The organism is Roseovarius sp. D0-M9, from assembly GCF_037083805.1.
Lineage (GTDB): Bacteria > Pseudomonadota > Alphaproteobacteria > Rhodobacterales > Rhodobacteraceae > Roseovarius.
On record NZ_JBAPKZ010000066.1, the window covers coordinates 1 to 8,853 of the forward strand.

General features: G+C 56.1%; 10 protein-coding genes and 2 pseudogenes. 10 read left to right on the forward strand and 2 right to left on the reverse strand.

The genetic code is table 11. The annotated features are described in order from the left end of the window. Window positions 1–555: 555 nt before the first annotated feature. The 4 genes from rfbC to rfbA are packed head-to-tail and all read left to right on the forward strand — an operon-like array spanning window position 556 to window position 3,906. Complete coding sequence (rfbC, locus tag V8352_RS20565; protein WP_336426145.1) at window positions 556–1,128, forward strand: dTDP-4-dehydrorhamnose 3,5-epimerase; 573 nt, start codon at window positions 556–558, stop codon at window positions 1,126–1,128. Further along, complete coding sequence (gene rfbB, locus V8352_RS20570; protein WP_336426146.1) at window positions 1,125–2,177, forward strand: dTDP-glucose 4,6-dehydratase; 1,053 nt, start codon at window positions 1,125–1,127, stop codon at window positions 2,175–2,177. The genes rfbC and rfbB overlap by 4 nt, the downstream gene beginning before the upstream one ends. Further along, entirely contained in the window at window positions 2,174–3,037 is an 864-nt protein-coding gene (rfbD, locus tag V8352_RS20575; RefSeq protein WP_336426147.1) for a dTDP-4-dehydrorhamnose reductase, read from the forward strand. The genes rfbB and rfbD overlap by 4 nt, the downstream gene beginning before the upstream one ends. Further along, complete coding sequence (rfbA, locus tag V8352_RS20580) at window positions 3,034–3,906, forward strand: glucose-1-phosphate thymidylyltransferase RfbA (RefSeq protein ID WP_336426148.1); 873 nt, start codon at window positions 3,034–3,036, stop codon at window positions 3,904–3,906. The genes rfbD and rfbA overlap by 4 nt, the downstream gene beginning before the upstream one ends. Window positions 3,907–4,053: 147 nt before the next feature. Here rfbA and V8352_RS20585 read toward each other — a convergent pair whose 3' ends face one another. Continuing rightward, window positions 4,054–4,344 (reverse strand): hypothetical protein, encoded by a 291-nt coding sequence (locus V8352_RS20585; RefSeq protein WP_336426154.1) that lies wholly within the window; start codon window positions 4,342–4,344, stop codon window positions 4,054–4,056. Here V8352_RS20585 and V8352_RS20590 point away from each other — a divergent pair. From V8352_RS20590 to V8352_RS20610, 5 genes and pseudogenes are all read left to right on the forward strand, one after another. Further along, window positions 4,264–4,499: pseudogene (locus V8352_RS20590) on the forward strand (Tn3 family transposase). The gene V8352_RS20585 and the pseudogene V8352_RS20590 sit on opposite strands and share 81 nt — an antisense overlap. Beyond that, on the forward strand, window positions 4,405–4,944 hold the full coding sequence (locus V8352_RS20595) for a Tn3 family transposase (protein WP_336426149.1): 540 nt from the start codon (window positions 4,405–4,407) through the stop codon (window positions 4,942–4,944). The pseudogene V8352_RS20590 and the gene V8352_RS20595 overlap by 95 nt, the downstream one beginning before the upstream one ends. Then, the gene (locus V8352_RS20600; RefSeq protein WP_336426150.1) at window positions 4,910–5,527 is read left to right on the forward strand and encodes a plasmid pRiA4b ORF-3 family protein; all 618 of its coding nucleotides are present in this window, start codon (window positions 4,910–4,912) and stop codon (window positions 5,525–5,527) included. The genes V8352_RS20595 and V8352_RS20600 overlap by 35 nt, the downstream gene beginning before the upstream one ends. A 121-nt stretch (window positions 5,528–5,648) precedes the next feature. Beyond that, the gene (locus V8352_RS20605) at window positions 5,649–6,242 is read left to right on the forward strand and encodes a recombinase family protein (protein WP_336426151.1); all 594 of its coding nucleotides are present in this window, start codon (window positions 5,649–5,651) and stop codon (window positions 6,240–6,242) included. Further along, entirely contained in the window at window positions 6,239–6,718 is a 480-nt protein-coding gene (locus V8352_RS20610; RefSeq protein ID WP_336426152.1) for a hypothetical protein, read from the forward strand. The genes V8352_RS20605 and V8352_RS20610 overlap by 4 nt, the downstream gene beginning before the upstream one ends. 246 nt (window positions 6,719–6,964) lie before the next feature. Here V8352_RS20610 and V8352_RS20615 read toward each other — a convergent pair whose 3' ends face one another. Next, window positions 6,965–8,272, reverse strand: coding sequence for a UDP-glucose dehydrogenase family protein (locus V8352_RS20615; RefSeq protein WP_336426153.1), 1,308 nt, complete (start codon window positions 8,270–8,272; stop codon window positions 6,965–6,967). A 198-nt stretch (window positions 8,273–8,470) separates the two neighbouring features. Here V8352_RS20615 and V8352_RS20620 point away from each other — a divergent pair. Further along, window positions 8,471–8,740, forward strand: a pseudogene (locus tag V8352_RS20620) (transposase); the annotation flags it as partial. Window positions 8,741–8,853: the final 113 nt, after the last annotated feature.

An 8,853-nucleotide genomic window follows, 5' to 3' on the forward strand; every position in this document is an offset into this window, starting at 1 on the left:
CGGTCGGCTCAAGCACCTGCCCGCGTCACCCTACGACACAACATCTGGTGTGGTCGTGAACTGACCGGAGACCCGCACACCCACACAAACCGCGAAGAAGCCAAATTTCTTCAAAGTACCTTGCAACCCTAGGTCGCCAGGTTTTTTTATGAGCCTCCCAATGGTTGCGCTTGCGGTTCGCAAGAAAGCCCTGCATAGATAGGACCCAATATATCCAAACCTCGACTTAGCCCCGGTTGTGCAACAGCACTCCGGGGCAACTTTTATGTTTCATGGATCAGCTCGTCGGCTCTGCACGTCTCAGTTGGTCTTCTGTTTTTTGACGCAATCCACCGACTTGTCGTTCTGGCCATCTCAGGCCATAGCTTTTCCCGTTCACCCTCCCAGAAAAAGCACGGCTCACGGCCAGCGCGAACCGTAGTTCGGCGATCTGCGGGCCTGCTTTCCAATTGCTCCCTATACCTCACGACCAATTTGACGCGGCAGGTGACAATCATGGGCTTGGTAGATAACTAGACAAAGCGTCGTTAGAGTGAGCCGCTGGAGATTGCCGCTGTGCAGATTGAGAAGACTGCCCTTGAAGGTGTAGTGGTCGTGACCCCCGCGCGTTTTGGCGACCATCGTGGGTTCTTCTCAGAAAGTTGGAACAAGAAGCGACTGGTGGACTTCGGGTTGGACCTACCCGAGTTCGTTCAGGACAATCACTCGTTGTCCACGCAGGTTGGCACATTGCGCGGCCTGCATTTTCAGTCGCCGCCTCATGCGCAAGGCAAGCTGATTCGGTGTGGGCGTGGCCGGCTTTTTGATGTGGCGGTCGATGTCCGCCGGGGTAGCCCCACCTATGGTCACTGGACCGGAACCGAGTTGAGTTTTGAAAATGACCGCCAGCTTTGGGTGCCGGCAGGATTTCTGCACGGGTTCATGACGCAAGAGCCCGATACCGAGATCATCTATAAGTGTACCGATTACTACGCGCCCGAATGTGATGGCGCGGTGGCTTGGGATAGTTGCGGCATTGATTGGCCACTGGGCGGGCTTGATCCGATTTTGTCCGGTAAGGATGAGACCGCGCCCGCCCTCGCCGAGTTCGACAGCCCTTTCATTTACAAAGGTGAGACATCGTCATGAAACTGCTTGTCACCGGCGGGGCCGGCTTCATCGGATCGGCGGTCGTGCGTCTTGCGGTGGCGCGGGGGCATGAGGTAGTCAATGTCGATGCTCTTACTTATGCGGCGTGCCTGGATAACGTGGCCTCGGTGGCAAGCAGCCCGCTTTACAGCTTCGAGCAGATGGATATCCGTGACGGCGCGGGGATAGAGGCGTGTATTGCGCGCCATGCACCCGATGCCATCATGCATCTTGCAGCCGAAAGCCATGTCGACCGCTCAATTGATGGGCCGGGCGTGTTCATCGAGACCAATGTGATCGGCACCTACAATCTGCTGCAATCGGCGCGTGCCCTGTGGGAGCGCGACGCCAGGCCTGACAGCTTTCGCTTTCACCACATCAGCACGGATGAGGTCTTTGGATCGCTGCCGTCGGATCCGGCGGTGCAATTCACCGAAGAGACACCTTATGATCCACGCAGTCCCTATTCGGCCTCCAAGGCCAGTTCGGATCACCTGGTGCGCGCCTGGCACGAGACCTACGGGCTGCCGGTGGTCCTGACCAACTGCTCGAACAATTACGGCCCCTATCACTTCCCCGAAAAGCTGGTGCCGGTGATCATTCTCAATGCGCTCGCGGGCAAGGACCTGCCGATTTATGGAAACGGCTCGAATGTGCGTGATTGGCTCTATGTCGAGGATCATGCGGACGCGCTGCTGACCGTGCTGGATAGCGGCACGCCTGGTCGTTCCTACAACATCGGCGGCGAGAACGAGCGCAGCAACCTGGAGCTGGTTCAAACCCTATGCACCATTCTGGATCGGCTGCGCCCTCGGGACGATGGCAAACCGTATGCCGATCAGATCACCTTTGTGGCCGACCGGCCCGGCCATGATGCCCGCTATGCGATTGACCCATCCCGCATCCGGAACGAGCTGGGCTGGCGCCCCAGCGTGAGCGTCGAGGAAGGGCTTGAGAAGACCGTGCAGTGGTATCTGAAGAATGAGGATTGGTGGCGCCCCCTACAGGCGCGGGCCGGTGTGGGCCAGCGCATGGGGACCGGGCAATGAAGATCTTGCTCTTCGGGCGGACGGGTCAGCTTGCACGGGAGGTACAGCGCAAGGCAGGGGCCACCGAGCTGGAGGTGCTGGGCCGCGATGCCGCCGGTTTTACCGATCCTGCCGCCTGCGCGGCCCATGTCATGGCCACCGATGCGCAGGCTGTGATCAACGCGGTCGCCTACACGGCTGTCGATCGCGCCGAAGAGGACGAAGAGACCGCCATGCTTGTCAATGCCGCGGCGCCGGGCGCGATTGCGCGGGCGGCGGCGGCGCGGGGGCTACCTGTCATACATATCTCGACCGATTATGTGTTCGATGGATCAGGACAGACGCCCTTCGCACCCGGCGACACACCTGCACCTCTGGGTGCCTATGGGCGCAGCAAGCTGGCCGGTGAAGACGCCGTGAGGGCCGCGGGCGGCGTGCATGTCATTTTGCGCACTTCCTGGGTCGTGTCTGCCCATGGCAGCAATTTCGTCAAGACGATGCTGCGCCTCGGCGATGAGCGTGATCAGTTGAGCATTGTGGCGGATCAGATTGGCGGCCCGACCTGTGCGGCTGACATCGCGGAGGCTTGCCTTGTCATCGCAGGCCAGTTGCGAGAGGCGCCGTCGAAATCAGGCACCTATCATTTTTCAGGCGCGCCTGACATTAGCTGGGCGGATTTTGCGCGTGACATATTCGTGCAGGCGGGCTTGTCTTGCACGGTCGAGGATATCCCTAGCGCGCAGTATCCCACCCCGGCGCCGCGCCCGCTGAATTCCCGTCTGGACTGCCTTTCGACCAAGGCCACCTTTGGGATTTCGCGCCCTTGCTGGTCGACGGGGCTAACGACTATTCTTTCAGAACTTGGAGCAAAAAAAACATGACGCAGCGCAAGGGTATCATTCTAGCAGGCGGGTCAGGAACGCGGCTTTATCCCGTGACGCTTGGCGTATCCAAGCAGCTCTTGCCGGTCTACGATAAACCAATGATTTACTACCCTCTCACCGTGCTGATGTTGGCTGGAATCCGAGAGATCGCAGTGATCACCACTCCTCAGGATCAGGAACAGTTCATGCAGACCTTGGGCGACGGTAGCCAATGGGGCCTATCACTGAGCTACATCTTGCAACCATCTCCCGACGGCTTGGCGCAAGCCTATATTCTAGCTGAAGATTTTTTGAATGGCGCTCCCAGCGCAATGGTTTTGGGAGACAACATCTTCTTTGGTCATGGCTTGCCTGAGCATCTGATTGCCGCCGACAGCCATCGAAACGGGAGTACTGTATTCGGATATCAGGTCGCAAATCCTGAACGCTATGGTGTGGTAGATTTTGCCCCTAATGGGACCGTCAGAGCTATTGTGGAAAAGCCTGAAGTGGCACCATCGTCTTATGCGGTCACAGGTCTGTATTTTCTGGATGAGACAGCCCCGGATCGCGCAAAGGGTGTAACCCCTTCTGCGAGGGGGGAACTGGAAATTACTTCGCTACTGGAGACGTATCTGGCGGATGGGCTACTGAATGTAAGGAAGATGGGGCGGGGCTACGCTTGGCTGGATACTGGCACCCACTCATCCCTGTTAGATGCTGGGAATTTTGTTCGTACGTTAAGTGAGCGTCAAGGCTTGCAGGTGGGTAGCCCGGATGAAATCGCTTTTGCCAAAGGCTGGATAGACGCAGGATCCCTTGAAAAACGTGCAGCAGCGTTTTCCAAGAACAGCTATGGGCAATATCTATTGAGGCTGCTCAAATAGAAATCTTTCGCCTTTGAAAGATCTTGCCAGAAAGCTGTACAATACGCTCTCGGGCATTTCCTACGCAACAAAGATAAGCGTGACTTGCCCCCGGTCGCCCTCGTTCATAATGAGAGTCTTCCGGTTTAAGATTGGTAGTCCGATCGGTCATTTTGGGCAAGCGCGCCGGGCGTGGAGTTCCTTCACCTCATCGAATTCGGGCTTCTTTCGACCGCCGCGTTCGAACACGCCTGTTGCGCCCTCAAAGAACGCACGTTTCCATTGACGGATCATCATCGCCCCTCGAGCTTTGCATACAAACGCCTCCCAGCAGTAGATGCACCCCAAAGCGCGGTTGCCTTTGCCTTCTGCCATCTTCTGGGCTTTGAGCTTGCACCGCGTCTCAAGGCCATCGCGCGACAGAAAATGGCCCTTCCGAGTCCGTGCGTGCGGGGTCAACTTCCCAACCCTTTGCCCATCCTGTCTGGCGTAATCGATTGGAGGAGATCGAACGTCAGTATGACGAAATGGTCAAGTACGCCGCGGCCATGCAGCACGGGACTGTTGATCCCGAAGCCATCCTTCGACGGTTTGCCCAATCCGAACTCACCTAAAAGGCGCCGGCAGAACTCGGGCGCGCCATCAAGACGATACTCCCTGTGCCGCCACCTCCGCTTTGAGGCCTTCCGCCGGGAAATTCACGAAGGGCTAAACGTCGTAGAGAACGAGAACAGCGCCAACAGCTTTATGTTCTTCGCCATGGGCGACGAAATTGCCACCAACCATGTTCGGGACGAGGAAACCGCCGCTCATGATCTGCATTTGCTTCAATCGTCGTTGGTTGACGTGAACACGCGGGTGGTGCAACCATCCTGCGCAACAAAAAAGTGGTCGCACGCTTGGCCCCTGAGGACTAAAGCGGCCAGTCCCCGCTCACCTATCCACACATCAATCCTTATGGCCACCTCGAGGTCGTTCTGGATATGCGGATCGATTTCGAGCCCTTGGCAGCATAGAGGCGTTCATGTCGAAGAAAGAACCCCAGGTCCTGCGACTTAAGATCACCCTTGAGCATGTCGACCCCGCACCGTGGCGTGAAATCGACATCCGTTCGGACAAGACCCTACCCCATCTGCATGATGCCATTCAGGCGGCCTTTCTGTGGAACGATCTGCATTTGTGGGATTTCGAAATAGGCGACCGGAAATACCAGGTGAAAAGCGAAGAGTTCTGGATCGAACCCATGTTTGGCCCGGCTGTGATGGAGGTCACCAGGAAAAGGCTGGACTTCTTCCTGAACAGCAAAGTGCCACTTGTGGTCTACACCTATGATTTCGGGGATGACTGGGCGCATCGGATTGAGTTGATCTCGAAGCGACCCATCGAACCTAACGAGGCCTTGCCGCATTTTGTCGGCGGTCAGTGGGCGACCCCGCCAGAGGATATCGGAGGCCCGCCGATGTACGAGGTCTTCAAGGAAGCGCGTGAGGACGCAAGCCACCTAGAACACGATTGGGCGGAGGAAGCTGGGTACGTTGACTGGAGCCATAATGAAATGCACGCCGATGTTTTCAGCAAGCAGTTCGCAAAACTGCAAAGACAGAAAACGCGGCGGACATCACGTTGGGTTCTGGATGGCTAGGTGCGTCAAGATGGGTGCACTCATAGTGACGTCGCGCATGAACAGTGAAAACACCCATTTTCCTGTTCACTTTGGGTCTGTTTCGAGATAATGAACAGATCACGTCAGAGGCACACCCAAAATGCACACTTATCAGGCCAAAATCGGGTACGCGCGCGCATCAACGGTCGAACAGAACCTCGATGCGCAGATTGCTGCCTTGAAAGCAGCCGGTTGCGGCATGGTCCGCAACGAGCAAAAGAGCGGGACCAGCCTGGAGAGACGACCCGAGCTCAAAACGATCCTAGATTTTATTAATCCGGGTGAGATGCTGGTGGTCACACGCATTGACCGACTGGCCCGCAGCCTCAGTGATCTGCAGTCCATCGTCACCGACCTGAAATCCAAGGGCGCGCATCTGGCTGCAACCGAGCAGCCCGTGAATACATCCACTGCGACCGGAAAAGTCTTCTTCGATATGCTTGGCGTCTTCGCTGAGTTCGAAACCAACCTGCGTCGGGAACGTCAGGCTGAGGGTATTGCCTCAGCAAAGCAGCGCGGTGTCTATCGCGGGCGCAAATCGAAAATTGATCGCGAGGCCATTCAGACAAAGCTGATCGAGGGATGCTCGCCCACTGAAATCGCACGCGAGATGGGGATCTCTCGCGGAACCGTCTATAAAGCAAAGGCCCAAATGACCTTGGGCCACAACGGCAACGGGTTGGCTGCATCATGAAAAAGAACACACGCAAGCCAAAGGCCCCCAAGAAGACGACGTCTATCCAGACAAGTTCCAAAGTTTCCCCGCCGCGCAATCTGACGCCAGAGCTATGCAAGCGCCTGCGCCGGGACATGATGAAGGCCTGCCTCACTGTCGCTGAATCGCATGGGTTGATGGTTGAAGGCGGCGAGCTGAGCGATATCGATCTGCGTCACAGCTTCAACATTGGCTTCCGCGTCGGCATCCCGATGGCAGACGGCGCGATCTATTCGCCGGACAAAGCCATGTTCGAAGTGCTCGCACCGCATTTCGGACTGGAAGCCTCTGACTACGGTAGAACCTTCCGATCGAAAGATGATCTCTTCCGTATCGTCGCCATCAACCCAAACAGACCGAAGTACCCCATCAGCGCCGGGCGCGTCGCCGATGGTCGCGGCTTCAAGTTCCCTGCTGACAACGTCGCGATGTACCTGCAGAGTTCAAGCACATGAAGCGTACATGATTTGTTCTTTCAAAAGCCCAGATATGCAGGTTCGAGCCCCTTGGGCCTACAGAGTCTGTCGACTATGTGATCACCCATGATCTGTGCCATATCTAGTACCCCTATCATGGCACCGCCTTCTTTGACCTCTTGAGCCGCTTTATGCCGGATTAGGAGGCTCGGAAACTCAAGCTCGAACAACAACTCGCGTAGCCGTTCCAGGAGCGGCTGTCTTCCCGTCTTCTTGAGGAAACGTCTAAACGCGCCCGACACTGACATAAGCCTCGAAGCCCGCCTCTTTGGCGTCTTTCGCGGTATAGATATTGCGTAGATCAGCCATGCGCGACGTATTCATGGACTTGGCTATGCGTTTCAAATCAAGTGCGCGAAACTCGTTCCATTCGGTGAGTACAACCAATAGATCGGCGTCTTTCGCAGCTGCATAGGCATCGTTCACCCATTCAACCCCCGGCAAGAGCGCCTCGCCTTCGCGGCGACCTTGCGGATCGGAAACCCTTACCTTCGCTCCTCCTCCTACGAGCGCCGGTACAATGGTCAGTGAAGGAGCAGCGCGCATGTCGTCAGTATTCGGTTTGAAGGTCACACCCAGGACGCCAACTCGTTTGCCATTGAAGCTGTCTCCACACAGATCAAGCAGCTTGGCGATCATTCGGCGCTTGACCTCTTCATTGACTTTGATGACCGCCTCAGTGATTTGCATCGGCTGGCCATGTTCTTGCCCAATCCGAGCCAATGCGCTGGTATCCTTAGGGAAGCATGATCCACCATAGCCGGGCCCGGCATGCAGGAATTTGTTGCCAATGCGCCCGTCCATGCCAATTCCCTTGGATACTTCCTTTACATCTGCACCCACCCTTTCGCAGAGGGCTGCGATCTCGTTGATAAAGGTGATTTTGGTCGCCAAAAACGCATTGGCTGCGTATTTGATAATCTCAGCGCTTTCCAAATCAGTGATTACAATAGGAAAATCGCGCAGATAGAGTGGGCGATAGATGTCCTCCATGACTTTAGCTGCCCGGTCAGTCTGTACGCCCACGACCACGCGGTCAGGCTTCATGAAGTCGTCAATCGCCGCGCCTTCACGCAAAAACTCAGGATTGGAGGCGACGTCGAAATCAAGCTTTGGATTCGCATTAGCAACAACTTCAGCAACCTTTCGGTTGGTGCCCACCGGGACAGTCGACTTGGTAACAATAACCACATAATCCCCTGCCGCACGCGCAATTTCTTCGGCAGCGGCCATCACATAAGTCAGATCCGCATGACCATCGCCGCGTCGCGTCGGGGTGCCTACCGCAATAAACACTGCATCGGCGCCATCAATGGCCTGCGCCAGATCCATGGTAAAGGTCAGATGTCCAGCATCAACGTTCTTGGCCATGAGTGGCGCCAGCCCTGGTTCGAAGATCGGTACCTCCCCACGTTCTAACATCCTGATCTTGGACGGGTCTTTGTCAACACAGACAACTTCATGACCGAAATCAGAGAAACAGACCCCTGAGACCAAGCCCACATAGCCAGTTCCGATCATAGCAATTTTCATGAGTACGCCCTTAACTGTGAGTCTTTTTCATCGTTGGCGCAATCTTGTGAGACGGTCAATGCAGCAAAGAAGAGCGGCCCGCCAGAAACCTGGATCACGGTTTTTAGTGAAACGGCGTGGCCGATACTGACGATGTCCGCGCGTCTGGAATGCCCCCTCACTGGGATATGATTATCCCGCTTTCAGGAGGACTAAAGTATGGCAGGAAAGCGAGAGAAGCCCGAGGATATCATGCTGAAGCTGCGGCAAGTTGAATTACTACGAGGACAAAGGAAGTCTGTTCAAGAGTCAGCCCGTCAGATCGGTGCGACGGTTCAGACCTACTATCGATGACGCAAAGAATACGGCGGGATGTCCTGAGACCAGCTCAAACGGTTGAAGTCGCTTGCGACCGAGAACCAACGGCTCAGGCGTGCGGCATCGGATCTGACGCTTGATAAGACGATCCTGACGGAGGCTGCCCGGGGAAGCTTTTAGAGTATCCGTCTTGATCAAGCTGTTTTTGGCGTCCATTCTCGGTCTTGTCGGACGAGTGCGTTGGCCAGTTCGATGAGCTTTCGCATGAGGGCTGTCAGAGCGAC